22 protein-coding genes are annotated in these 22,507 nt (G+C 72.1%); 14 read left to right on the top strand and 8 right to left on the bottom strand.

Going from position 1 to position 22,507, the window contains the following annotated elements:
* Positions 1-43: 43 nt before the first annotated feature.
* Positions 44-2,698 carry a phosphoribosylformylglycinamidine synthase subunit PurL gene (gene purL / locus AB0B97_RS07435; protein ID WP_357491422.1) on the top strand — a complete coding sequence of 885 codons (2,655 nt, stop codon included), beginning with the start codon at positions 44-46 and terminating at the stop codon, positions 2,696-2,698.
* A 4-nt stretch (positions 2,699-2,702) separates the two neighbouring features.
* Complete coding sequence (locus AB0B97_RS07430; RefSeq protein ID WP_357492081.1) at positions 2,703-3,458, top strand: 2-phosphosulfolactate phosphatase; 756 nt, start codon at positions 2,703-2,705, stop codon at positions 3,456-3,458.
* 188 nt (positions 3,459-3,646) lie between these two features.
* Here the strand turns inward: AB0B97_RS07430 and AB0B97_RS07425 are convergent, their stop codons facing one another.
* Entirely contained in the window at positions 3,647-5,689 is a 2,043-nt protein-coding gene (locus tag AB0B97_RS07425; protein WP_357491420.1) for a hypothetical protein, read from the bottom strand.
* Between the two features lie 190 nt (positions 5,690-5,879).
* Here AB0B97_RS07425 and AB0B97_RS07420 point away from each other — a divergent pair, with 190 nt between their 5' ends.
* The 5 genes from AB0B97_RS07420 to amcA all read left to right on the top strand — a co-directional run bounded on the left by AB0B97_RS07420 (position 5,880) and on the right by amcA (position 10,561).
* Positions 5,880-6,203, top strand: coding sequence for a sterol carrier family protein (locus AB0B97_RS07420; RefSeq protein WP_357492079.1), 324 nt, complete (start codon positions 5,880-5,882; stop codon positions 6,201-6,203).
* 168 nt (positions 6,204-6,371) lie between these two features.
* Positions 6,372-7,910, top strand: coding sequence for an amidophosphoribosyltransferase (gene purF / locus AB0B97_RS07415; protein WP_357491418.1), 1,539 nt, complete (start codon positions 6,372-6,374; stop codon positions 7,908-7,910).
* A gap of 61 nt (positions 7,911-7,971) precedes the next feature.
* Positions 7,972-9,126 (top strand): phosphoribosylformylglycinamidine cyclo-ligase, encoded by a 1,155-nt coding sequence (gene purM, locus AB0B97_RS07410; protein ID WP_357491416.1) that lies wholly within the window; start codon positions 7,972-7,974, stop codon positions 9,124-9,126.
* Between the two features lie 126 nt (positions 9,127-9,252).
* Entirely contained in the window at positions 9,253-10,356 is a 1,104-nt protein-coding gene (gene amcB / locus AB0B97_RS07405; protein ID WP_357492077.1) for a cyclophane-forming radical SAM peptide maturase AmcB, read from the top strand.
* A complete protein-coding gene (gene amcA / locus AB0B97_RS07400) occupies positions 10,325-10,561 on the top strand; it encodes a multiple cyclophane-containing RiPP AmcA (RefSeq protein ID WP_234583167.1) in 237 nt (78 codons plus the stop codon). Before amcB ends, amcA begins: the two co-directional genes overlap by 32 nt.
* A gap of 144 nt (positions 10,562-10,705) precedes the next feature.
* Here the strand turns inward: amcA and AB0B97_RS07395 are convergent, their stop codons facing one another.
* Positions 10,706-10,921, bottom strand: coding sequence for a DUF3073 domain-containing protein (locus AB0B97_RS07395; RefSeq protein WP_007454329.1), 216 nt, complete (start codon positions 10,919-10,921; stop codon positions 10,706-10,708).
* Between the two features lie 307 nt (positions 10,922-11,228).
* Positions 11,229-12,311: a Glu/Leu/Phe/Val dehydrogenase gene (locus tag AB0B97_RS07390; RefSeq protein ID WP_357491413.1), complete on the bottom strand. Its 1,083-nt coding sequence runs from the start codon at positions 12,309-12,311 to the stop codon at positions 11,229-11,231.
* 196 nt (positions 12,312-12,507) lie between these two features.
* Here AB0B97_RS07390 and AB0B97_RS07385 point away from each other — a divergent pair, with 196 nt between their 5' ends.
* Positions 12,508-13,347 (top strand): hypothetical protein, encoded by an 840-nt coding sequence (locus tag AB0B97_RS07385; RefSeq protein ID WP_234583169.1) that lies wholly within the window; start codon positions 12,508-12,510, stop codon positions 13,345-13,347.
* Positions 13,348-13,597: 250 nt separating this feature from the next.
* Entirely contained in the window at positions 13,598-13,807 is a 210-nt protein-coding gene (locus AB0B97_RS07380; protein WP_007073996.1) for a BldC family transcriptional regulator, read from the top strand.
* Positions 13,808-13,872: 65 nt separating this feature from the next.
* On the opposite strand, the gene AB0B97_RS07375 is transcribed toward AB0B97_RS07380, so the two are convergent.
* Positions 13,873-14,262, bottom strand: a complete 390-nt coding sequence (locus tag AB0B97_RS07375; RefSeq protein WP_234583170.1) for a PPOX class F420-dependent oxidoreductase — start codon at positions 14,260-14,262, stop codon at positions 13,873-13,875.
* Between the two features lie 55 nt (positions 14,263-14,317).
* Here AB0B97_RS07375 and AB0B97_RS07370 point away from each other — a divergent pair, with 55 nt between their 5' ends.
* Entirely contained in the window at positions 14,318-15,097 is a 780-nt protein-coding gene (locus AB0B97_RS07370) for a class I SAM-dependent methyltransferase (protein ID WP_357491410.1), read from the top strand.
* 42 nt (positions 15,098-15,139) lie between these two features.
* Here the strand turns inward: AB0B97_RS07370 and AB0B97_RS07365 are convergent, their stop codons facing one another.
* The gene (locus AB0B97_RS07365) at positions 15,140-15,442 is read right to left on the bottom strand and encodes a hypothetical protein (RefSeq protein ID WP_234583172.1); all 303 of its coding nucleotides are present in this window, start codon (positions 15,440-15,442) and stop codon (positions 15,140-15,142) included.
* 179 nt (positions 15,443-15,621) lie between these two features.
* On the opposite strand from AB0B97_RS07365, the gene AB0B97_RS07360 reads away from it, so the two are divergent.
* On the top strand, positions 15,622-16,479 hold the full coding sequence (locus AB0B97_RS07360; protein WP_357491408.1) for a 3-hydroxyacyl-CoA dehydrogenase family protein: 858 nt from the start codon (positions 15,622-15,624) through the stop codon (positions 16,477-16,479).
* The gene (locus tag AB0B97_RS07355) at positions 16,476-17,219 is read left to right on the top strand and encodes an enoyl-CoA hydratase/isomerase family protein (RefSeq protein WP_357491406.1); all 744 of its coding nucleotides are present in this window, start codon (positions 16,476-16,478) and stop codon (positions 17,217-17,219) included. Before AB0B97_RS07360 ends, AB0B97_RS07355 begins: the two co-directional genes overlap by 4 nt.
* A gap of 66 nt (positions 17,220-17,285) precedes the next feature.
* On the opposite strand, the gene AB0B97_RS07350 is transcribed toward AB0B97_RS07355, so the two are convergent.
* The gene (locus AB0B97_RS07350; protein ID WP_357491404.1) at positions 17,286-18,629 is read right to left on the bottom strand and encodes an ABC transporter substrate-binding protein; all 1,344 of its coding nucleotides are present in this window, start codon (positions 18,627-18,629) and stop codon (positions 17,286-17,288) included.
* 155 nt (positions 18,630-18,784) lie between these two features.
* Here AB0B97_RS07350 and AB0B97_RS07345 point away from each other — a divergent pair, with 155 nt between their 5' ends.
* Positions 18,785-19,174, top strand: coding sequence for a hypothetical protein (locus AB0B97_RS07345; protein WP_357491402.1), 390 nt, complete (start codon positions 18,785-18,787; stop codon positions 19,172-19,174).
* A 52-nt stretch (positions 19,175-19,226) separates the two neighbouring features.
* On the opposite strand, the gene AB0B97_RS07340 is transcribed toward AB0B97_RS07345, so the two are convergent.
* Complete coding sequence (locus AB0B97_RS07340) at positions 19,227-19,688, bottom strand: hypothetical protein (protein WP_357491400.1); 462 nt, start codon at positions 19,686-19,688, stop codon at positions 19,227-19,229.
* A gap of 126 nt (positions 19,689-19,814) precedes the next feature.
* Here AB0B97_RS07340 and AB0B97_RS07335 point away from each other — a divergent pair, with 126 nt between their 5' ends.
* The gene (locus tag AB0B97_RS07335) at positions 19,815-20,519 is read left to right on the top strand and encodes a DUF2786 domain-containing protein (RefSeq protein ID WP_357491398.1); all 705 of its coding nucleotides are present in this window, start codon (positions 19,815-19,817) and stop codon (positions 20,517-20,519) included.
* Positions 20,520-20,609: 90 nt separating this feature from the next.
* On the opposite strand, the gene AB0B97_RS07330 is transcribed toward AB0B97_RS07335, so the two are convergent.
* Entirely contained in the window at positions 20,610-21,131 is a 522-nt protein-coding gene (locus AB0B97_RS07330) for an SRPBCC family protein (protein WP_357492075.1), read from the bottom strand.
* Positions 21,132-22,507: the final 1,376 nt, after the last annotated feature.

Genomic DNA, 22,507 nt, shown 5'->3' with positions numbered 1-22,507 from the left:
CGAGCAGTCGGTCAGGCGGGCACGAGCGCAGCGAGGAGAGGTCATGACCACCCATCCGGACCCGGTACGGGACACTCCGGAGGCGTACTCCGCCCCGGCGCAGCCGACCGAGCCGCCGGCGCAGCCCGCCGCCCCGTCCCAGCCGGCGACCGCCGACTGGACCGACGGCGTGGACACCGTGCCGCGCGCCGGTGGTACGCCGGGCGAGCTGCAGCCGTACACCGAGCTGGGTCTGCGCGACGACGAGTACGACCGGATCCGGCAGATCCTCGGCCGTCGACCCACCCAGTCCGAGCTGGCGATGTACTCGATCATGTGGAGCGAGCACTGCTCCTACAAGTCGAGCAAGGTGCACCTGCGTCAGTTCGGTGAGAAGGCCCCGCACAGCGACCGGATGCTCGCCGGCATCGGCGAGAACGCCGGCGTGGTGCAGGTCTCCGACGAGCTGGCAGTGACCTTCAAGGTCGAGTCGCACAACCACCCGAGCTTCGTCGAGCCGTACCAGGGCGCGGCGACAGGCGTCGGCGGCATCGTCCGGGACATCCTCGCCATGGGCGCCCGCCCGATCGCCGTGATGGACCCGCTGCGCTTCGGCGCGGCGGACCACCCGGACACCGCCCGGGTGCTGACCGGCGTGGTCGCCGGCGTGGGCGGCTACGGCAACTGCCTCGGCCTGCCCAACATCGGCGGCGAGCTGGTCTTCGACCCGTCCTACCAGGGCAACCCGCTGCTCAACGCGCTCTGCCTGGGTGTGCTGCCGGTCAGCCGGCTGCAGAACAAGGCCGCCGCCGGCCCCGGCAACGTCGTGGTGCTGATGGGCGCCAAGACCGGCCGGGACGGCATCGGCGGCGTGTCGGTGCTGGCCAGCGCCACCTTCGACGAGGGCAGCGAGGCCCGTCGCCCGGCCGTGCAGGTCGGCGACCCGTTCACCGAGAAGCTGCTGATCGAGGCGTGCCTCGAGCTGTACGACGGCCAGATGGTCGTCGGTATCCAGGACCTCGGCGGCGCCGGCCTGACCTGCGCGCTCACCGAGACCGCAGCGGCGGCCGGCACCGGCATGCGGGTCTGGCTGGAGCGGGTGCCGCTGCGCGAGCCCTCGATGGACCCGCACGAGATCCTGGCCAGCGAGTCGCAGGAGCGGATGCTGCTGGTCGTCGAGCCGGACAAGCTCGAAGCGGTGCTCAAGACCTGCGAGAAGTGGGGCGTGCTCGGCACCGCGATCGGTGAGGTCACCGCGCCCGAGCCGGACGGCCGCCCCGGCCGACTGCTGATCACCTGGCGGGACCACCTGGTCGTCGACGTGCCGCCGGGTTCACTCGTCGACGACGGCCCGGTCTACGCCCGGCCGATGCGGGAGCCGGCCGACCTGATCCTGCTCCAGGCAGACCGTGCCGAGACGCTGCCCCGCCCGGCCGACCCGGAGGCGCTGCGCGAGACCGTGCTGCGCATGATCGCGTCGCCGAACCTGGCCGACAAGACCTGGGTCACCGAGCAGTACGACCGCTACGTGCTGGGCAACACGGTGCTCGCGCAGCCGGAGGACGGCGGCGTGATCCGGATCGACGAGCGGACCGGGCTCGGTGTGGCGCTGTCGGTGGACGGCAACGGCCGGTACGCCCGGCTCGACCCGTACAACGGCACCAAGCTGGCCCTGGCCGAGGCGTACCGGAACGTGGCGGTGACCGGCGCGAAGCCGATCGCCGTCACCGACTGCCTCAACTTCGGCTCTCCGGAGGACCCGGGCGTGATGTGGCAGTTCGCCGAGGCCGTGCGCGGCCTCGCGGACGGCTGCCTGGAGCTGGGCATCCCGGTCACCGGCGGCAACGTCAGCTTCTACAACCAGACCGGCGCGGCGGCCATCCACCCGACCCCGGTGGTCGGTGTGCTGGGTGTGCTGGACAACGTGGCGGACCGGGTGCCGATGGGCTTCGTCCCGCGTCCCGGCGGCGAGCACGACCAGCTCTACCTGCTCGGTGAGACGAACGTCGAGCTGTCCGGCTCGGAGTGGGCCTGGGTGACGCACGAGCACCTCGGCGGCATCCCGCCGCAGGTCGACCTGCTCCGCGAGAAGGCGCTGGCCGAACTGCTGGCCGAGGCGGCCCGGGTGGGTCACCTCAGCTCGGCGCACGACCTGTCCGACGGTGGCCTCGCCCAGAGCCTGGTCGAGTCCTGCCTGCGCCGTGGCGTCGGCGCTCGGATCGCGGTGCCGGAGCAGTTCGCCGACGGTTCGATGCCGTTCGTGTACCTGTTCAGCGAGTCCGCCACGCGGGCGCTGGTGTCGGTGCCGCGGGGCCACGACAAGGCGTTCGCGGCGCTCTGCGCCGAGCGGGGGGTGCCGTTCGAGCTGATCGGCGTCACCGACCCGACCGGCGGCGCGCTGGAGGTGCACGGCCAGTTCCGGATCGGCCTGGACGAGCTGCGCGCCGCGCACACCGAGACGCTGCCGCGTCTCTTCGGCGGCGTTGCGGCCGTCGACGTGCCCGCGCCGGCCGCCGGCGTGGCGGGCGCGGTCGAGGCCGTGCCGCTGCCGGGTGCCCCGGCCGAGCCGGTGGACGCGTCGGAGGTGCTCTCCGAGCCGATCGCCTCGGCCGGTCCGTCCCCGCAGACCGGAGCTGTCGACCCGGTCGGGTCGGAGCAGCCGGGCGAGTCGTCCGAGTCTGACCCCGGTGCCGCCGAGCCGTCGCCTGACGAGCGCTGAGGCGTTGACCGCGGCCGTCTACGGCCAGCCCGGGTCAGGCGCCCGCTTCGACTGGGGCCTGACCGGGGCGGCCGAGCTCGGTCGGGTCTGCGCGGCGCTGGTGGTGGTGGACGTCCTCTCGTTCACCACCGCCGTCGAGGTGGCGGTCGCCCGGGGCATGCGGGTGCACCCGTTCCCGTGGGGCGAGCAGGCCGCCGAGTACGCGGTGCGGGTCGGCGCGGTCGCGGCGGTGGGCCGTCGCCGGGTGACAGCCGACCATCCGTGGTCGCTCTCACCCGCCGCGCTGAGCACCGCGCCCGTCGTGGCCGACCTCGTGCTGCCCTCACCCAACGGCTCCGCGATCAGCGCGGCCGCGAGCGCCACCGGCCTGCCGGTCGTCGCGGCGTGCCTGCGTAACGCGCGCGCCGTCGGGCGTTGGCTGCGCCGCCAGGGGTACGGCACGACGGACGCCCCCATCGGCGTCGTCGCCTCGGGTGAGCGGTGGCCGGACGGGTCGCTACGACCGTCGGTCGAGGACCAGCTCGGCGCGGCGAGCGTGCTGGACGCCCTGTCCGGTGTGCCGGGTGGCCTCTCCGTGGAGGCGGCCATGGCGCTCGCCGCGCTGGCCAGCACTCCGGACGTGCCCGCCGCGGTGCGCGGCAGCGTGTCCGGTCGCGAGTTGACCGAGAGCGGCTTCGGCGCCGACGTCGACGTCGCGGTCCGGGTGGGCGTGTCGGACGTCGTACCGGTCCTTCGCCAGGGCGTGTTCTCCGCCGCCTGACCGTCGCGGGTCGCCGGCCCGTGACACGCCCCCGCCCCCTCCCCGGCGATCATGAAGTTATTGCCCACGCGCCCGGCGTGTCGGGGTAATAACTTCATGATCGACAGGGTGTGGTGGGTGGGTGATAGCCGGAACGGCCGCCCGGGGGACCCGGGCGGCCGTTGTCGTATCTGTTGTGGTGGGGTCGTTCAGTCGTCCAGCCAGTCGAGGCGTCGGCCACCCCGCTCGGTGGGCGGCGGGTTGTCCGGCCGGGCCCGGCCGCCCTGCTGCTGTCCGTAGCCGGCCTGGTCGTAGCCCCGGTCGTCGTAGCCGCCGCGTTGCTGCGGGGCTTCCTGTCCGTAGCCGCCCTGGTCGTACCCGCCGGCCTGCTGCTGTCCGTAGCCGGCCTGGTCGTAGCCCCGGTCTTCGTAGCCGCCGCGTTGCTGCGGGGCTTCCTGTCCGTAGCCGCCCTGGTCGTACCCGCCACCCTGCTGCTGGCCGTAGCCGCCCTGGTCGTACGCGCTGGTCGGCTGGCCGTAGCCGCCGGCCGGCTCCGCCGACCGACCGCCGCCGTACGGGGCCGTCGGCTCGGGCTGGCCGTAGCCCGGCGCCTGCTCCGGCTGGTAGACGCCTGTGGCGTACGGGTCGGCCGGAGCCGGGTACTGGGTGCTGTCACCGGTGTACCGGCCGGTCGGCTCGTCGAAACGCTCGCCGTAGCCCGCCCCACCGGCGGGAGCGGGCGGGTAACCCGCGCCACCGGCCGGGGCCGTGTAGTCACGGCTGCCGTAGCCGCCACCGGAGGAAGGCGCGCTGCCGTAGCCGCCACCCGGGGCCGCGGCACCACCGTAGCCCGCCCCCGAGCCGGGTGCCGCGCCGTAGGCGTCCCCCGCCGGGCCGGCGCCGTAGCCGCCCCCCGGCATTGCCGTCGTGCCGTAACCGCCGCCCGAGGAGGGCGCGTTGCCGTAGCCACCACCGGCGCCGTAGCCGCCCGGGGCGGGCTCGTCGCCGTAGCCGGTGCCACCCCAGCCCTGCTGGTCTGCGGCGCCGTAGGGCTGCGCTGGCGCACCGTACGGGTCCGGAGGCACGTCGTCGACCACCGGGCGGTGCATCATCGTCGGCGCCTCGCTGAGCGCCGCGCCACCGACCATTGTCGGGTCGGGACCGCCACCGGCGGGGTTGACCACCCGGGTGCGGTCGTCCGCGCCGTGGAAGGCACCCCGGGCCGCCGGCACAGCGCCGGCCGCACCGGCCGCGCCAGCGGTCGCCGGCTCGTCATCGTCGTCGCCGCTCTCGCGGCGCTTCATCCAGAGCAGCACGATAGTGCCGACACCGGCCGCGACCAGCAGGCCGCCGAGCAGGATGATCAGGTACGACCCGAAGCCGCCGCCGTCGTCCTCGTTGGCGGCGTTCGCCGGGGCGCCCGGGCTGGCCTCCTCGGACGGCTGCTCCTCGCCGTCCTCCTCGGTCGCCTCCTCGGTGGGGACGGCCTCGGCGCTGGCGGACGGCGTGGCGCTGGGCGTCACCTCAACCTTGATCTCCAGGCTGATCCGCTGGCCGGTGATGGACTGCCCCGCGCTGGCGTTGAAGCTCTTGAACGCCTTGATGTTGTCGGAGGACGCGCCGAGGTCGATCCGCCCGGGAGTGATCGGAGCGGAGGTGCTGCCGGTGAAGCGGAAGTTGCCGCTGCCGTCGCTCAGGGCGTCGTAGCGGTGACCCCCGCTGTCCTGAAGGACGACGAAGGCGTTCGGCACCGCGGTGTTGTCGGCCTTCTTGACCACCTTGCCGGAGACCGACTTGACGGTCTGCGTCTGCTGCGGCGTCGGCGGTGCCGCGGCCTTGCCCTTGACGGTCAGCGAGACGTTGGCGGTGTCCGGGCCCGAAGGGGCCTCCACCGCCACCGTGATGTTGGTGGTCGCGTCGCCGGCGTTGTCGTTGGCCGCGATCCGGACCAGCACCGAGCCCTTCGGGCCGCCCAGGCCGCCGCCGGAGAGTTTGACATCGCCACAGCCACTGGCGCAGCTGACGCCGGACGGCAGCCCGGAGAGGCTGACCTTCGCCGACTCGTCGTTGTCACCGCCCGTGATGCGCACGGTGATCGTGGCGTCGCTGCCGGCGTTCACGGTGACCGAGCCGGGGGAGACGTCGACCTCTGCGGCCAGGGCTGGTGTGGCGGGGACGGCGAGCAGAGCGCCGGCAACCAGCGCTACGACCACACCGGCCCGCTGCTTCCAGGCACGTCGGTGTGTTGACACGTCCACCGCCTTCCGGGCTGACTTCCCTTGACCGGCGGGGCGCCGGGCCGGGGATCATCACGGTACGAATACGCCGTCGGCCACTATGCCTTGTCTGACTGGATCGGCGCGACCCAGGGCCAGCGTCGAGTGCTTCACCTGTGCGTCGTATCGTCCCGTCGTGTCCTCTCCGCACAGTAAGTCCGTCGCCGTGGTGGCGGCTTTGTCGGCGCTTGACGAGGGGCGTACGCCCGAACGGCCGGTACTCCGGGAGGCGGTCCGGTCCTTGTTGGCCGTCCTCGCGGAGCGCGCCCCCGGCCGATCGGTGGAGGTGCGCGTCCCACCATACGGTGCGGTCCAGTGCGTTCCCGGTCCTCGACACACCAGGGGAAACCCGCCGAACGTGGTCGAGATGTCGCCGCAGACCTGGTTGGAGTTGGCCGCCGGCCGGATCACGTGGGCCGAGGCGGTCACCGATGGTCGTGTTCAGGTGAGTGGCATTAGGGCGGACCTCTCGGCGTATCTGCCCCTCTAGCTGCACGGATGTCCGGGTGATCGTGACTCTCGGCAGGGAAATCGTGACTATCTGTATTGACGGCGACTCGCGTACACTGTCAGGCGACGACAGTGGTCCCGGCCGAGGAGTGTGGATCCGCACCGTGATCCCCGCCAGGCCGGTCCAGACCAGCATGAGGGAGCGGTAGTGCCCCGAGGCGACGGCCGGCTGAGCCACGACCTTGACCCCCAACGACCCGGCCCCCAGGACGCCTGCGGCGTCTTCGGTGTCTGGGCCCCCGGTGAAGAGGTCGCCAATCTGACCTACTTCGGCCTCTACGCCCTGCAGCACCGGGGCCAGGAGGCCGCAGGCATCGCGGTGAGCGATGGCTCGGGCGTGGTGGTCTACAAGGATCTCGGCCTGGTGGCCCAGGTCTTCGACGAACCCACCCTGGCCAGCCTGCGTGGCCACCTGGCGATCGGGCACGCCCGATACTCCACGACCGGCGCCTCCAACTGGGAGAACGCCCAGCCGACCATCCGGTCGACCAGTTCCGGCACGACAATCGCGTTGGCCCACAACGGCAACCTGGTCAACACCGCCGAGCTGGAGAAGGAGGTCGCCGAGCGCGGCCTCGTCGCGGACGGTTCGACGAACGACACCTCGCTGGTGACCATGCTGCTGGCCAGCCATCCGGACCTGTCCGTCGAGGCGGCCGCGCTCAAGGTCCTGCCGCAGCTGCGCGGGGCGTTCAGCTTCGTCTTCATGGACGAGTCGACGCTGTACGCGGCCCGCGACGCGCACGGTGTGCGCCCGCTGGTGCTCGGCCGGCTGGAGCGTGGCTGGGTGGTGGCGAGCGAGACCGCCGCGCTGGACATCGTCGGCGCCAGCGTGGTGCGCGAGGTCGAGCCCGGTGAGCTGATCGCGATCGACGAGGAGGGGCTGCGCTCCACCCGGTTCGCGTCGCCGGAGCCGAAGGGCTGCCTCTTCGAGTACGTCTACATCGCCCGCCCGGACGCGACCATCGCCGGGCGCAACGTGCACGCGGCGCGGGTGCAGATCGGCCGTCAGCTGGCCAAGGAGCACCCGGTGGAGGCCGATCTGGTCATCCCGGTGCCCGAGTCCGGCACGCCGGCCGCGATCGGTTACGCGGAGGCGTCCGGGATCACCTACGGCGCGGGCCTGATGAAGAACCCGTACGTGGGCCGCACCTTCATCCAGCCGTCGCAGACCCTGCGCCAGCTGGGCATCCGCCTCAAGCTCAACCCCCTGCGCCAGAACGTGCGCGGCAAGCGGCTGGTGGTCGTGGACGACTCGATCGTGCGCGGCAACACGCAGCGGGCCATCGTGCGGATGCTGCGCGAGGCGGGGGCGCTGGAGGTGCACGTCCGGATCTCCTCCCCGCCGGTCAGCTGGCCGTGCTTCTACGGCATCGACTTCGCCACTCGGGCGGAGCTGCTGGCCAACGGGTTGGACAACGACGGCATCCGGCGTTCCATCGGCGCCGACACGCTGGGTTACGTCTCGCTTCCTGGCCTGATCGCCGCGACCGAGCAGCCGAAGACCCGGCTGTGTCGGGCGTGTTTCGATGGGGAGTACCCGATCGAGCTGCCGGCCGGCAACCTGATCGGCAAGCACGTCCTCGAAGGGGTGGGCCGCCGGGTCGCCAACGCGACGCCGAAAGCCCCGGACAGCTTCGGCCCGCTCGTCGCCACTCCGGGCGGCGTGACCGCAAACCGCCCGTAGCACCAACCGGCGCGGCCCGGCCACCGCCGGCGCGGCACCGAGAACCACAAAGGGGAGAACCGTGACGCACGTGTCCGAGCGCAGCGGCGCAGGAAGCAGCCCGACCGGCGCTGGCGGCGACCACCAGCCGTGGACGGGCGGTGCGGGCCGTCAGGCCCGTAAACGCTCGGTCTCGTACGCCGACGCCGGGGTCTCCATCGACGCGGGCGACCGTGCGGTGGAGCTGCTCAAGTCGAAGGTGCGCCAGACCCGTCGCCCCGAGGTGCTGGGTGACCTCGGCGGCTTCGCCGGCCTGTTCCGGCTGGACACGAAGAAGTACAAGAGCCCGATCCTGGCGTCGTCGACCGACGGTGTGGGCACCAAGCTGGTGATCGCCCAGCAGATGGACATCCACGACACGGTCGGCATCGACCTGGTCGCGATGGTCGTCGACGACCTGGTGGCCTGCGGTGCCGAGCCGCTGTTCCTGCTCGACTACATCGCCACCGGCGAGGTCGTTCCGGACAAGGTGGCTGAGATCGGCGCGGGCATCGCCGACGGCTGCCGGTACGCGGGCTGCGCGCTGCTGGGCGGGGAGACCGCCGAGCACCCCGGTGTGCTGCGCCCGGACGAGTACGACATCTCCGCCACCGGCGTGGGCGTGGTCGAGGAAGCCGACATCCTCAGCCCCGAGCGGGTCGAGGTGGGCGACGCGGTGATCGCCATGCGCTCCTCCGGCCTGCACTCCAACGGCTACTCCCTGGTCCGGCACGTGCTGCTGGGCGCGGCCCGGATGCGTCTGGACATCGTGATCGACGACTTCGGTCGGCAGCGGACCCTGGGTGAGGAGCTGCTCACCCCGACCAAGATCTACGCGAAGGACTGCCTCAAGCTGATCGCCGAGGCCGAGGTGCGGACGCTGTCCCACATCACCGGCGGCGGCATCCCCGGCAACCTGGTCCGGGTGCTGCCGGAGCACGTCGACGCGGTGGTCAACCGGTCCACCTGGAAGCCGCAGCCGATCTTCGACCTGATCCAGTCGAAGGGCCGGATCGACGACCACGACATGGAGTCGACCTTCAACATGGGTGTCGGCATGTTCGCGATCGTCTCGGCCGAGGACGCCGACCGTGCGCTGGCCACCCTGACCGGCCGTGGGGTCGAGGCATGGCAGGCCGGCGAGATCATCGAGGGCACGGGCAACGTGCAGATGGTCGGTCAGCACACTCGCGGATGATCACGTTCCGGTGATCGTACGGGCACCTGATCAGGGCTTCACCCGAGTGGCCAGTGCCGCCTAGCCTGAAGGGCTCAGGCTGGGCGGAGGAGGGTGATGGCTGCCGCGGGACTGTCGTTCAGCGGGATGCGCGGTCTGGCCGCGGTCCCGTCGTACGTCGTCATGCAGCCGACCACCCTCTGCAACCTCGACTGCGCGTACTGCTACCTGCCGTTTCGGGCCGCTGACCGGCGGATGTCGGTGCCGGTGGCCGAGGCGGTGGCGGCGGCGGTCAACCCGTGGGCGGCGGCCGGCCGCTTCTCCGTCGTGTGGCACGGCGGCGAGCCGCTGGCCGCCGGCCGGGAGCACCTGGCCGCCCTGATCGCGCCCTTCGGGCCCGAGGTCGAGCACCACGTGCAGACGAACGCCACGCTGATCGACGACGAGTGGTGCGCCTTCTTCGCCCGCCACGAGGTGCGGGTGAGCGTGAGCGTGGACGGGCCCGCCGAGCGCAATGGCGACCGGGTCAACCGTGGCGGTCAGCCGGCGTACGAGAAGATCCTGCGTGGTGTGGCGGCGCTGCGCCGCCACGGGCTGCCCTTCTCGGCGCTGGCCGTGGTGTCCCGGCCGGCGCCGGGGCTCGCCGCCGAGCTGTACGACTACTTCCTCGGGCTGGGCTGCGACGTGCTGGGCATCAACATCGAGGAGACCGAGGGGGTCAACACCCGCGACAACAGCCATGACGCGGCGGCGGTGACGGCGTTCTGGGCCGAGTTGGTGTCGGCCTGGCGCAAGGAGCCGCGGATCCACCTGCGCGAGGTCGAGTGGTCGCTGCGGTACGCGGCTGCGGTGCTCGACGGCGCGGCGGACGGCGTGTTGCCCCGTCGGCTGGACCCGATCCCGACCATCGGGCACGACGGCTCGGTGACCGTGCTCTCCCCGGAGCTGGCCGGCTTCACCGATCCGCACTACGGCGACTTCAGCAGTGGGAACGTGCTGGCCACCCCGCTGGCCCGGATCCTGACGGACGCGGCGTCGACGCCCTGGGTGGGTGAGTTCCTGACGGGCGTGGAGGCGTGCCGGGCGTCGTGCCCGTACTTCGGCTTCTGTGGCGGCGGTCATGCCGCCAACCGTTACTTCGAGCTGGGGCGTTTTGACGGTACGGAGACCGAGCACTGCCGCAACAGCAAGATCCGCCTATTGGAGGGAGTGTTGGAGCATGCCCGAGACCACCAGTCACCGGCGGCCTGAGCGCGAAGCGGACGACCCCCCGGACGGAGTGACCGAACGGGTGCGGGAGGCCGCCCCCGGGCTCGTCGCGCTGCTTCAGGAGGCCGAGGACGCGCGGCGGCTGCGGGCGGAGGTGTCGGGCGGAGACGGCGTCAGCGCGGTCTGCGCCTGGAACCACTTCGAGAACATCCCGACCTTCTACAACTGGAACAACCGCCCGCGCTGAGGCCGGCCGTGATCAGGGGCCTGTCGGCCGGCCGGAGTTGACCTCCGGCCAGGGCAGGCCCCTGATGATCGGCACCGGTCTCGCTCCCGATGGGCACATGCGTGAGCACGCGGGGGTTACCGCGTGCTCAGCTGCGTCGAGAGGTCAGCGGGTCGGTCGGACCCAGGGATCCGGGTCGTCGTCCGCGTGATTCTCATCATCGTCGTCGACGAACTCTTTAGAGTCGTCGTCGAAGTGGTGCTCAGACTTACCAGCACCCGCCAGTTCGCGCTGCAAGGCGGTGAGGTCGGTGTTCGGGGAGTGGTACTTCAACTCCCGGGCCACCTTCGTCTGCTTGGCCTTAGCACGGCCGCGCCCCATGGCTCGACCCCCTCGCACAGAATGCGGGGCAGCCCGAAGGCGGGCCCCGATGACGTCAGGCATCTCTCGTGGCTCTTACGGTACATGGGGATGCCATCGTTCGGCACCTCGGGTTACCGTCAGCCGGCTCTGCGCGTCGCGGCGATCCGGCCGTCACCCAGTGTACCTGGTAAGGAGCGGAACGAGGAGCACCCGTGACACCGGACAAAACACGCCAAACTTGACCTGGGCTCAGCTTACCGAGCCGGACCGGCGTGGGAGGCCCGGAGGCGGATCCTGGTCGATCCGCCTCCGACTCCGAAAGGGATCAGCGCAGGTGGATCGTGCGCAGGCGACCGACCTCGGCCATCCGCCGCTCGGCCAGCCGGTCCGCGGCGACCGCCGGCGGCACGCCCTCGGCGTCCGCCAGGTGCAGGATCTCGCGGGTGGTGTCGTAGATCCCGGTGGCCCGCAGCTTCGCCCGCTCGAAGTTGAAGCCCTCGATCTCGTCGGCCACCTGGATCACGCCGCCGGCGTTGACCACGTAGTCGGGGGTGTAGAGGATGCCCCGGTCGGCCAGCAGCTTCTCGATGCCCGGGTGCGCGAGCTGGTTGTTCGCCGCCCCGGTCACCACCTTCGCGCGCAGCGCCGGCACCGAGTCGTCGTTCAGAGCGCCGCCCAGCGCGCACGGGGCGTACACGTCGATGTCCGCCGCGACCAGCGCGGTGGCGTCGTCCACCAGGCTGACCTCCGGGTGGTTCGCGCGCACCCAGGCCAGGGCCTTCGGGTTGACGTCGGTGGCGACCACCTCCGCGCCGTCCTCCAGCAGGTGCCCGGTCAGGTACTTGCCGACCTTGCCGAGGCCCGCCACGCCGACGCGCCGGCCACGCAGGCTCGGCGTGCCCCAGACGTGCTCGGCGGCGGCCCGCATCCCCTGGAAGACACCCCATGCGGTCAGGATCGAGGAGTCACCGGCGCCGCCGTGCTCCACGCTGCGGCCGGTCACGTACCGGGTCTCGCGGGCGATGATGTCCATGTCGGCCACGTAGGTGCCGACGTCGCAGGCGGTGTAGTAACGGCCGGCCAGCGACTCCACGAAGCGGCCGTACGCGCGCAGCAGCGCCTCGCTCTTGATCTGCTCCGGGTCGCCCCAGATGACGGCCTTGCCGCCGCCCAGGTCCAGCCCGGCGAGCGCGTTCTTGTACGCCATCCCGCGGGACAGGTCGAGCACGTCGGCGAGCGCGTCGTCCTCGCTGTCGTACGGGTAGAAGCGGGTGCCGCCGAGCGCCGGCCCCAGCGCGGTGGAGTAGATCCCGATGATCGCCTTGAGGCCGCTCTGCTTGTCCTGGCAGAAGACGACCTGTTCGTGACCTGTCGATATCGCGTCGTCGGTGCTCGCGAATACGCCCATGACTGGCTCCTGAAGGTGGTGTGCGTTCCTTGTGGGACGCGGACCTGGTGGACCCCGGCGGGGATGCTGCCGGTGCGGTCGAGCCTAGTATCGGCCGCCGTACGGCCGCCCGACGTGCCCGGCGTCATCCCACGTTGCGGCGCGTGTGGTCCGGCCGCTGGGCCCGTACGGGTGCGGTTCGTGGGAGGATCGCGCGGTGCCGTCGCTCTTCGCTTCATACCTGCGCGTGTACGAGCCGCTGACCGCCTTCGACCGGGACCGGCAGAGCTACTGGCGCCGCTACGTCTCGGAAGGGCGGGCGGTCGCCCCGGTCGAGGGCCCCGGCCGCCAGCGGACGGCGGTGATCGAAGCGCTGGGCGCGGGCTGGACCAGGCTGCCGGACCTGCCCGAGGAGGCGTACGTCCTGGAGACGGACGACGGCCTGCTGGTCTGCCCCTGGAACCTGCGCATCCGGGTCGCCGAGGCGGCGCTCAACGCCCGGGACGGGGTGCCCTCGGTGCTCGCCGACGCGTTCGTGCCGCCGGTGCTCGCCGGGCAGGCCAGGGCGGTCGTCGACGACTGGCGCAGCGGTGCCCGGGTGCTGGAGCACGGGGTGCCCCGGGTGCACGAGCAGATCGCCACCTGGGGTGTGCCGCTGCGGTGGTTCGTGCTCTTCGACCCGGCGGAACGGGACCTGGTCACCGAACCGGGCCGGCGGGCGCTGCGCTACCGGACGGAGATCTCCAAGGCCCGTCGCCGATCGTCGCGGGCGCTGTCGGTGCTGCGTAAGTCGGTGGGCGAGGCGCCGATCACCGAGGCGGTGGAGGAGGCGGCCCGCTGGCTGGAGGAGTTCCACCCGCGCTCGGTGGTGGAGCTGGACTACGGCGGCCTGGTCGCCCTGCTCTCCGACGAGACCCTCGCCGCGGACGACTCGCCGGAGCTGGTCGCCGGTGGCCTCGCGGGGCTGTCGCGCGGCGAGGCCGAGGAGGCGTCCGCCGCGTACGACAAGTTGGTGGCCCGGTGGCGTGCCGTACAGCTGCTGGAACGGTGCAACTGAGGCATTTCGCCCTAGGAGCGCTCCCAAGGCGAGGTTCCCTCGTAGTTGACGCATCACGAACCGTGATCATGAGTCCGAATAAGGTAGTTTCTGCCGTGTAAAAGTCGTAAAAATCGGGCATGGTTCATCCGTCCGTCTAGGGACCTTCATCCGTTCGGCCCATGTCGGACATCGGGGACTAGCCGGACCATGGGAGACGCGTCGGCCGGCGGGACCCCGGCCGATGTCTATACATGTGGAGGAGTGACCGATGGCATCGCGAACGCACGAACCAGAGCCGCTACTCACACCGGCCGAGGTGGCGTCGATGTTCCGTGTCGACCCGAAGACGGTGACCCGGTGGGCGAAGGCGGGCAAGCTCAGTGCCATCCGCACCCTGGGTGGCCACCGTCGATACCGCGAGTCGGAGGTCAGGGCGCTGCTGCAGGGTCAGATCCCGCAGCAGCGGCAGGGCGACTGAGCCGGCACGAGTTTTTTCCGACAAAGGGCGGTGGATCTCGATCCACCGCCCTTTGTCGTGCCGCCTCAGCGTTGCCCCTCGGTAAGCGTGACCCGGATGCCGACGGTGCCGCCCTCGCCGCGGCGCAGCCGGCTGCCGAGCAGGCTGAGGCGGCCGATCAGCCGGTACTTGTGCTTGAGCAGGTCGCGGACCCGGCCCGTGTCGCGGCCACCGTAGAGGGTCGCGTGGGCGGGCACCTCCGCCCCGTGCGGCCGGCCCCGGACGTCGCACGGGGCCACTGTCACCTCGCCGTTGTGGCGGATCCGCTTCACCTTCCCCGAGTCGGCCCGGGTCCAGACGGCCAACGCGTCCCCGTCGCGGACCGCCCAGACCGGGGTCGGCACCGCCCGACCGTCCTTGCGGAAGGTCGTGAGCAGGAGGTACTTCTCGGCCGACAGCCGGTCCAGCGTGGTCACGCCGCCCAGGATACGGCCGCTGCGGGCCACTGAGTGGCCAGATAGCGTGAACGTCGTGACGGGGGAGCCTCTAATCGGTGACGTGGTCGGCGAACTGCTGCGGGACGCGCTCGCCGTGGCAACCGGGGTCGGGCCCCGGCCCATGGTCGGCGGGCGGCTGCCCCGGCCGGTCATCGAGATCATCGAACGGGACGACGGCCTGATCAACGGGGCTCCGGCCGCGCACTACCTCGACGGGCCAGCCGACTGGCAGCCGTACGACCATCGGGCCGTCGACCGGGCGCGGGGCGAGACGCTGGACGTCGGCACCGGGGCCGGTCGGATCGCGCTGCTGCTCCAGGAGCGCGGCGTACCGGTCACCGGGCTGGACACGTCGGCGGGCGCGCTCGCGGTGAGCGGGCGTCGCGGCGTACGGCGGCTGGTGCACGGCACGGTGGACACGCACGTCGCCGACGGCCAGCGGTACGACACGTTCCTGCTGCTTGGCAACAACCTCGGGCTGTTCGAGGGGCGGGAACGGGCACCAAGGTTCCTGGCCGCGCTCGCCGCGCTGGCCCGACCGGGAGCGCAGATCATCGCGCACGGCACCAACCCGTACGGCACCCGCGACCCGCTGCACACCGGCTATCACGAGCGCAACCGCCGCCGTGGCCGGCTCGGTGGCCAGCTGCGCCTGCGGCTGCGCTACCGGGAGCTGGGCACCGAGTGGTTCGACTATCTGGTCTGCTCGCCCGACGAGTTCGCCGAGCTGGTGCACGGCAGCAACTGGCGGCTGACCGATGTGGACGAGCGCGACGCCCCCTACTACCTGGCCACCCTCCGCCTCGCCGGCTGACCGGCGAAGGGCCCCTCGTCGACGAGGAGCCCTTCGCGCGGATCAGACCTGGACGGTCGGGGGCAGGTTCTCGGGCGGGAGGCCGCCATCGCCGTCGACCACCTCGTCGGGGGTGCCGTCCTCGTCGATGTCGACCATGGTGATGTCCACCTTGCCGTCACCGTCGGTGTCGAACTGGAACAGGTCGGCCTTGCCGTCGCCGTCGGTGTCCACCACCCACACGTCGGTCTTGCCGTCGTTGTTGGTGTCGGCGCGCAGCAGGTCGACCCGCTCGTCGCCCCGGGTCTCCACGGTCTCGGAGTCGGTGCTCTCCCCGGTGGTGACGCTCTCCGGTGCCTGGCTCATCTCGATGCGGTCCTTCCCTCTGGGTTGACGGGCCGTACGTACCCGATCGCGCGCTCCCCCACGCATGGACGCGGTCGTCGTGCTGTCTAGGGTCGCACCATGAGCGAGCGGAGCGGGCCGAGGACCCGGGCCGGCGTGGCGGGGACCCCGCGCGCCACCGGGACGGACAGGGAGGCGTGATGAACGATCGTTTCGTGGTCGTCGGTGCGGGCACTATGGGGCTCGGCATCGCGTACGTGGCGGCCGGCGCCGGGCACACCGTCGAGCTGGTCGAGGTGGACCAGGCACGGGGCGCGACAGCGCTGACCCGGCTCGCCGACCTGTGGGAGCGGGCGGTGCAGCGCGGCAAGCTGACGGCCGACGAGGCCGCCGCGAACCGGGAGAGGGTGACGCTGCGTCCGAGCCTCGCCGAGGTCGCCGCCGCCCCGGCGGTGCTCGTGGAGGCGGTGCCCGAGCGGCTCGACCTCAAGCGGACGGTGCTGCGGGACGCCGCCGCGCTGAGCCCGGCCCTGCTCGCGAGCAACACGTCGAGCATCTCCATCGGCGAGTTGGCCGCTGGCCTGGACGCGCCCGAGCGCTTCCTCGGCCTGCACTTCTTCAACCCGGTCTGGGCGATGGCGCTGCTGGAGATCGTGGTCGGCCCGGCGACCGCCGAGGAGACCACCGCGGCGGCCGTCGCGCTCGCCGGCCGGCTCGGCAAGGACCCCGTCGTCGTACGCGACCTGCCCGGCTTCGCCACCTCCCGGCTCGGGGTCACCCTCGGGCTGGAGGCGATCCGGATGGTCGCCGATCAGGTGGCCAGCCCGGCCGACATCGACAAGGCGATGGTGCTGGGCTACCGGCACCCGATCGGGCCGCTGGAACTCACCGACCTGGTCGGCCTGGACGTGCGACTGGACATCGCCCGCACCCTTCAGGCCGCGTACGGGGACCGCTTCGCGCCGCCGCCGTTGCTCGAGGAGATGGTGGCCGCCGGCCGGCTGGGCAAGAAGTCCGGGCAGGGCTTCTACACGTGGGACGGCGGTGTGAAGCGGTGAGCGGTCTGCGGATCGAGGAGCTGCCGGATCGGCTCGTGGTGACGCTGGCCCGGCCGGAGAAGCGCAACGCCATCGACGCCGACCTGATCGCCGAGCTGCACCAGGTCTGCGCCGAGCTGGAGGCGCACCCCCGACTGCTGCTGTTGACCGGGGGCGCGGAGGGCATCTTCGCCGGTGGCGCCGATATCGGTCAGCTCCGCGAACGGGGCCGTACGGACGCGCTGGCCGCGATCAACTCGGCGGCCTTCGCCCGGATCAGGGCGCTGCCGATGCCGAGCGTGGCCGCCGTCGACGGGCCGGCGTTGGGCGGTGGCGCGGAGCTGGCGTACGCCTGCGATCTGCGGGTGTGCACGGCCCGGGCGGTCTTCGGCCAGCCGGAGGTGCGGTTGGGCATTCTGGCCGGCGCCGGCGCGACCCACCGGCTGCCCGCCCTCATCGGCGAGGGCCGGGCCAAGGAGCTGCTGTTCACGGGCCGGCGGGTGGACGCCGCCGAGGCGCTGCGCATCGGTCTGGTGAACCGGGTGGTGGACGAGCCCGGCGACCTGCTGACGGTGGCACACGGGCTGCTGGACGAGATGGCGCAGGGCTCCCCGCTGGCGTTGCGGCTCACCAAACTGGCGGTGGACGCGCCCGCCGCCGCACATCCGCAGCTCGACCTGGTCAGCCAGGCGGTGCTCTTCGAGGACGAGGAGAAGCACCGCCGCATGACCGAGTTCCTGGAGCGCCGCCGAGCCCGCTGAGGCACGAACGCAGGACGGCCGCACCGGCTCGGAAGCCGGTGCGGCCGTCGCGGTCCGCGGTGGTGCTCAGTGCCGGATCTGCACCCCGGTGTCGGCGAGGGCCCGGATCACCTGGGCCGACTCACCGAAACCGATGATGAGAACGGCGTCCGCGCCGAATTCCTTGATCTCCTTCGCGCCGCCGGTGAAGTCCACCGGCGCCGCCGAGGCGTCGGCCGGCGGGTCGTACGTGAGCAGCTTGAGTCGGTCGCCGGCGATGCCGGCCTTCTCCAGCTCGTCACGGACGGTGGCCTGGAGGCCCTCACCGTAGGAGTCCTTACGGGCGACGATGACGATCTTCTGCGACCCGTCGCGGAGGATCACGTCGGCAAGCGCCCGACCCTGCAGGCTGTCCGGCGGGGCGGTCCGGAAGTAGAGGCCCTTGTCCTCGACGTCGGTCAGGCTGGCGTCGGTGTTCGACGGCGAGAAGAGGATCTTGCCGGCCTTGACCACGTCCGGCAGCACCTCCCGGGAGATTCCCGAGCCGCCGGCGCCGATGATGATGCTGACCCCGTCCGCCACATGCTTGGCGACGGTCGCCTTGGCCACCGTCGTGCTGGTGCCGTCGTCGCCGTCCTTCCACGTCACCGGCTTGCCCAGGGCGCCGCCCGCGGCGTTGACCTCCCGGATCGCCAGCGCCGCGCCGGCCGCCATCGGCGGGTAGGCGATCGCCAGGTCACCGGTCTTCGGCAGCAGGCCGCCCACGATCAGCGGCTGCTGGGCGTCGGCGTCACCGGGTCGGGCCTTCTTCGCCTTCGGCGGCGTCTTGGTGCTCGCCGCGGACTCGGCGCCCGCGCCGACGAACTCGGTCTTACCGTCGTTGATCTGCTGGCCGTCGAAGGTCAGCGTGGCGTAGCTCGCGGTGGCCGGCTCACCCTTGTCGGTGAAACCGGCGCGGGTCAGCGAGACGCTGCGGTACTCGATGTCCTGCCCGGCCCGGGCCAACGTCAGGCAGGCGGCAGGGGTCTCGCACCGCTGACCGTTGTTGGTGACGCCGACGATCTGCTTGGCGATGGCGGCCGGGTCGGTGCTGCCGGCCAGTTGGGCGGCGAGCACACCGATCACCACAGCGTCGTACGTCTCGGCGGCGTAGAGGTAGTCCGTCAGAGCCGGATCGACGGACCGTAGCCGGCTCTTGAAGTCGTCGGGCAGCGGGGTGAGCGGCGTCGTCCCCTTCATCCCATCGACCAGAGCGGCGCGTTCCTTCAACTCCGCTGGGTAGGAGTTGAGCATGTTGCCGTCCGTGCCGTAGAGGCGCACCTGTTGGGCGCTTCCCTCCTCGGCCTTGTCATCCCCGCAAGCGCTTGTGGCGAGCAGGATCGTCGCGCAGGCGGCCAGTGTGGCCACCCGCGAGCGGCGTGATACGAGCATGGTCGTCCTTCCTCCGGCGAAGGTCCGCTGCGCACATTAGCGTGCCCACGCCGGCGGCGGGACCGTGGAGGTGGCGAAATGCGCAGGTCGCTCGCGTTGAACACGCAGAGTGACGGAAATGCCTGGCCTTGACCCTCCGTCCTACTGTGCGCTGGGTGACGGACCTACCACAGCAGACGTTCGACGACGCGACCGCCGTGCTCCGCTCGGCGCTGGCCGGCGATGGGGAAGCGGTGACAGGTGCGTTCGACGCGGTCGTCGACCGGGCCGGCCTGCCCGGCGCGTACGGGGTCGCCTGGTGCCTGGCGGCGACGATGGTCGGTGACGCCGCGCCGAGCACCGGATGCGCGCTGGAATTCCCGGACATCGAGCAGGCGGACTACGACACCCGCTGGGTGGCACGCTTCGTGAGCGCGTACGCCAACCAGGACGTGCCGACCGGGGAGGCGCTGTTCGGTGCGGCCGCGGCCGACGGGCTGCTCTCCGACTGCCTGCTCACGCTCGCCGGCTCGACGATCGCCACCCTGCGCAGCCGCGCCGGCTGACCGCGCTCTGCGGGGCGCGGCCCCCGTCGGGTGCCGCGCCCGCACGGGCCGCTCAGAAGGCGTGGTACGCGACGAGCGGCTCGTACTCGTAGCGGACGTTCTCGAAGCGGACCCGGAAATTGACGCCGTCCCGGACGTTTGTCGCCACGGTGACCCAGCCGGAGTTGGCCGGCAGGTAGGTCCAGTAGTTGCAGTTGCCGGTCTTGTCGATGAAGATCACGCAGGCGTCGGTGCCGTACGGGCTGGCGTTACGTACGTTGATGTCGCGGCACCGGGTTGTGGTGCGGTACGGGCCGGCCTGGCCGCCGTAGCCGCCGGTCTGGAAGAAGGAGCGGACCGCCCCGCCGTAACACGTGGCGAGCGGAGCGAAGAGGTTCGGCCCCGAGGTGAAGTCGGTGGAATCGGCGCTCTGGGCGGTCGGTGCGGCGGCCTGAGCGGCCTGAGCGGGTGCGCCGCTAGCGAGCAGGGCGGCGGCCGTGGCGACGGCGAGCAGGCGGGCGGTCGGGGATGACATGCGTGCCTCCGGAAACAGGTGGATGACCGTCCGTATAGGACGGTCGAGCTGATCGTGACGATGATACTGATCGATCAATGCGACCGTGGCCCCAGATCGTCCGCCGTGTGTGATAGCTCTGGGTGCATGTCCGAGGCCATGCTCAGCAAGGTGCGCAAGCTGCTCGCCCAGGCCGAGGACCCGGCCTGCACACCCGCCGAGTCGGCGGCCTTCACCGCCAAGGCGACCGAGTTGATCGCCCGCTACGGCGTCGACAGGGCGTTGCTCGCCGTCCGGGACCCGACCACCGACCCGGTCGGCGACCGGGTGCTCGACATCGTCGCCCCGTACGCCCGGGACAAGGTGGGCCTGCTCGCCGCGGTCGCGGAGCCACTGCGCTGCCGCTGCGTCCGTCGCCGGCAGGGCAACGGGTTCGCGGTGCACCTGTTCGGCTTCGCCAGCGACCTGGAACGGGTGGACCTGCTCTTCACCTCACTGCTCGTGCAGGCCGCACACGGCCTGGCCGCCACCGCGGTGCCCGCGGACGACCATCCGGCCGCCTTCCGACGGTCCTGGCTCGCCGGCTTCGCGGAAGTGATCGGCGGCCGGCTCTGGGCGGCCGAGACGGCGGCGGCCGGCGAGTCGGGCGGCCCGTCGGTGGCGCTGGTGCTGGCCGACCGCTCCGACCGGGTGCAGCGACGGCTCACCGAGGAGTACCCGAGACTGCGAACCGCACCGGCACGCCGGCTCGGCGGCACGGGCTTCGGCTCCGGGGCGGAGGCCGGAAACCGCGCACACCTGGGCGGTCGGGACCTGGACGGCAGCCGGGCCGGTCGGCAACTCGGCCGCTGACCGCTCAGGCGGCCTGGTGGCCGCGCGACTGCTCAGGCGGTTGTGGTGGCCGCGTGACCGCTCAGGCGGTTGTGTGGGCCGCGCGACTGATCAGGCGGTGCCTTGGCCGCGTGACACGGTGGCGAGATAGCGGGTGAGCAACTCGTGCCAGCCCGCAGTCAACGCCTTGCGGTACCCCTCGGCCGCCTCACCGTGCCGATCGAAGTGCCGGTGCTCCAGCTCGACCCGCGTCCGTTCGGGCCCGTCGGGAAGGAACAGCACCTCGACCTCGCTCGCCTTCGCCGGGTCCGGCACCGGCACCCGGTCCGGGCCGAGCTGCCAGGCGAAGACCAGCCGCCGGGGCGGGTCCCACGTGAGCACGCGTCCCCAGTCGGCGCGGAAGCCGTACGGGCCGATCTCGTAGAGCATCCCGCCGGCCCGCGGCTCCATGCCCAGCTCGGCGAGGGCCTCCGGACCGGACCACGTGTACTCGGTGACCCACCAGTCAGTCAGCTCATCGGTGAAGACCGCGAACGCCCGCTCGGCGGAACCCGGGACGAGGAGGCTGCACCGCAAGGAGAACCGCTCCAGGTCCTGCCGGATGTCGGCCGGATCAGCCATCCCCTGTCCCATAGGCCCGGACCATACCGGCTGATGCCTCGGTGTGCAGCTTCGCGAGGTGCCCGGTTCCAGACAGTGGGTTGCCGAGTCGTCACGGACGGGATGCCCCGCCGGAAAGCGGGTAACCGCGCCGAACGGCCCGGACGACGGGTCGGCGTACGGGGGCGGGAGAGTATGAGCGAGAACGCGCAGCAGCGGAATCCGGACCGGGACGTCGACGCCGGGGACCCGGACGTCCTGCTCGACATCCCGAAGGTGTCGGTCGACTCGATCCGACTGGTCGTCGACGGGCTGGACGCCGACATCTCGCTGCGCGCCCGGCTGGCCAACCTGCTCCAGCTCGATGCCGGCGTACGGGTCCACCTGCAGGGCGTCGAGCTGGACATCGACGGGGTGCACGCCGAGGCTCAGCTCCGGGTACGCCTGGAGCAGCTGGTGACACTCCTGGGCCGGGCACTCGACACGATCGACAACAACCCGCAGGTCATCGAATCCCTGGCCCGGGCGGGCAGCGGCGCGCTCGACGACGTCAACCGCAGCACCCAGCAGTTGGCCGCCGGCGCCGCCGAGGTCACCGCCCTGGCACAGCACTCCGGCGTACGCGACGAGCTGGCCCGCCAGGCGGGTGCGGCAGGCGAGTTGGGCGACCAGACGCGAGCACGACCCGCCCGCCCGGCCGAGCCGCGCCCAACAGAGTCCCGGCCGGCGGAGTCCCGGCCGGCGGAGTCCCGGCCCACGGAGTCCCGGCCGGCGGAGTCCCGGCCGGCGGAGTCCCGGCCCACGGAGTCCCGGCCGGCGGAGTCCCGGCCGGCGGAGTCGCGGCCGGCGGAGTCGCGCGCATCGGAAGGTCAACAGCCGGAGTCGCACCGGGCGGAAGGTCAGCCGCCGGAGTCTCGGTTGGAGGGCCGGTGGCCCGTGGATCGGGCCTCCGCGCAGGCGCACCCCACCTCCGCGGGGCAGGGGTCCACGGGGCAGCAGCCGCCCGAGGGTCAGGACCGGCAGCAACCGGGGGGTGGTCCGGGAGGAGACCGACCCGCTCCGGCTGCTTCGCCTCCCGGAAAGCCCGCCGATCAGCCGGGTGGCTCGCCGACCGCCGGTTCTGGGGAGTCCCGGGCGTCCGGCGGCGGAAATCAGGGCGGCCAGGACGGCGGTGGTGGCAAGCCCGCCGGCCAGGCCGCTGGCGGCCAGGGTGCCGGTGGCCGGGGTGCCGGTGGCCGGGGTGGTGGTGGCCAGGGTGGCGGCGGTCAGGCCGGTGGTGGCCAGGGTGGCGGCGGTGATCAGGGCCGTAGGCAAGGCGGAGCCGGTCAGGCCGAGAGTGGCAACGGTGGCGATGGCCGGGGTGCGGATGGCCAAGGCGGTGGAGGCCAAGGCGGCCAGGGCGGTGGCGG

It is taken from the genome of Micromonospora sp. NPDC049004 (assembly GCF_040649315.1).
Classification (GTDB): domain Bacteria; phylum Actinomycetota; class Actinomycetes; order Mycobacteriales; family Micromonosporaceae; genus Micromonospora.
This window is presented reverse-complemented; position numbering and strand designations above follow the sequence as displayed.

Bases quoted from the DNA above. Each gene is read 5' to 3' on its own strand.
- AB0B97_RS07390 (WP_357491413.1), bottom strand. From the start codon at position 12,311: ATGGGCGTATTCGCGAGCACCGACGACGCGATATCGACAGGTCACGAA.
- AB0B97_RS07340 (WP_357491400.1), bottom strand. From the start codon at position 19,688: ATGTCATCCCCGACCGCCCGCCTGCTCGCCGTCGCCACGGCCGCCGCC.
- AB0B97_RS07335 (WP_357491398.1), top strand. From the start codon at position 19,815: ATGTCCGAGGCCATGCTCAGCAAGGTGCGCAAGCTGCTCGCCCAGGCC.
- AB0B97_RS07395 (WP_007454329.1), bottom strand. From the start codon at position 10,921: ATGGGGCGCGGCCGTGCTAAGGCCAAGCAGACGAAGGTGGCCCGGGAG.
- AB0B97_RS07330 (WP_357492075.1), bottom strand. From the start codon at position 21,131: ATGGGACAGGGGATGGCTGATCCGGCCGACATCCGGCAGGACCTGGAG.
- AB0B97_RS07350 (WP_357491404.1), bottom strand. From the start codon at position 18,629: ATGCTCGTATCACGCCGCTCGCGGGTGGCCACACTGGCCGCCTGCGCG.
- AB0B97_RS07360 (WP_357491408.1), top strand. From the start codon at position 15,622: ATGAACGATCGTTTCGTGGTCGTCGGTGCGGGCACTATGGGGCTCGGC.
- AB0B97_RS07365 (WP_234583172.1), bottom strand. From the start codon at position 15,442: ATGAGCCAGGCACCGGAGAGCGTCACCACCGGGGAGAGCACCGACTCC.
- amcB (WP_357492077.1), top strand. From the start codon at position 9,253: ATGCGCGGTCTGGCCGCGGTCCCGTCGTACGTCGTCATGCAGCCGACC.
- purL (WP_357491422.1), top strand. From the start codon at position 44: ATGACCACCCATCCGGACCCGGTACGGGACACTCCGGAGGCGTACTCC.
- amcA (WP_234583167.1), top strand. From the start codon at position 10,325: ATGCCCGAGACCACCAGTCACCGGCGGCCTGAGCGCGAAGCGGACGAC.
- AB0B97_RS07380 (WP_007073996.1), top strand. From the start codon at position 13,598: ATGGCATCGCGAACGCACGAACCAGAGCCGCTACTCACACCGGCCGAG.